Here is a 1,055-nt window from a genome sequence, read left to right on the forward strand (position 1 = left end):
CCCCGGGGCCAGTACTGATCTGTACCACCTGGCGCCTCGAGGGGTCGAGAGCTCAGTCCACCGTCCGGACCGACCGACTCACATTCGTAACGACATCAAACACTTGTCCGACGCACCATTGCCTTCAGCATCAAGCTGCCCGCCGACCGGGCCGTCGCGTCCACGCGGTTCGAGCGCAGTCGGCCGGCTCAGGAATCGTTGCCGCAACGCCTCGAACACGTCTCGTTGTCCGTCTGCAGCAAATGCACTCCGGTTCCCACAAGAATCCGGCTCGAGCCCGATCGTCGTACGCGCCAGATCGGCACGCCGACATGGATCCGGAGGCCCGTCCCCGAGGAGCGGCACGCCAGTGAGCCAGCGTGACCACTCCGGCCTATCGTCCGCACCCACCGTAACCGCGATCCGGGATCACGCGGCCGTCCCGACGCCGGCGAGCGCGGCGACCACGAGCCCGATCGCGGCCCCGGCGACGCCCAGCACGACCAACGGCACGGCGCTGATCGGCGGCTCCGGCACCCGCTGCCCGAAGATCCCGAACAGGTGCTCCTCGGCCGCCCGGACCTCCTCCAGCAACACCGTCGACGGGTGCGTCGACAATTCCTCGACTGCCGCCCGAGCCGCCTCGACGGCGCCCCGCACGACCGCGACGACCACCACTCCCGACGCCGCCGTCAGCACGCCGACCAGTGCGGCAGTCGTCTGCGCCATCTCCGCCGTACTCGTGACCACCAAGAACGACCACAGCCCAAGGAACCCGAGCATCCCGGACGCGAGCCCGACCGCCAGGAACACCTTCGTCAGCGGATTCTGCACCCGCACCGCCACGGCGAACGCCCGTACGTCCCTGGCCAGGTCCTCCGCGTCCCTAGCCAGCCCCTCGTACACCGCCAACGCGTCGGCCTTGGCTCTCAGCTTCACCGCGATCACGATCCGATCGGCGAGGTCCAGGGCACTCGCCTGATCCATGATCTCCCGCCAGGCCCCCACCACCTCGCCGTGCGACGGCGCGATCGCCGCCCGCTCCACGACACTCATCGCAACCCCCTAACCACGCC

General features: G+C 69.4%; 1 protein-coding gene. It reads right to left on the reverse strand.

Features of this window, described 5'->3' with window-relative positions:
* Positions 1–408 precede the first annotated feature (408 nt).
* Positions 409–1,035, reverse strand: coding sequence for a hypothetical protein (locus E1218_RS38035; protein ID WP_132327462.1), 627 nt, complete (start codon positions 1,033–1,035; stop codon positions 409–411).
* Positions 1,036–1,055: the final 20 nt, after the last annotated feature.

This window comes from Kribbella turkmenica (genome assembly GCF_004348725.1).
GTDB classification, from domain to species: domain Bacteria; phylum Actinomycetota; class Actinomycetes; order Propionibacteriales; family Kribbellaceae; genus Kribbella; species Kribbella turkmenica.

Excerpts from the sequence above, each read along its gene's own strand:
- E1218_RS38035 (WP_132327462.1), bottom strand. The coding sequence starts at position 1,035 with ATGAGTGTCGTGGAGCGGGCGGCGATCGCGCCGTCGCACGGCGAGGTG.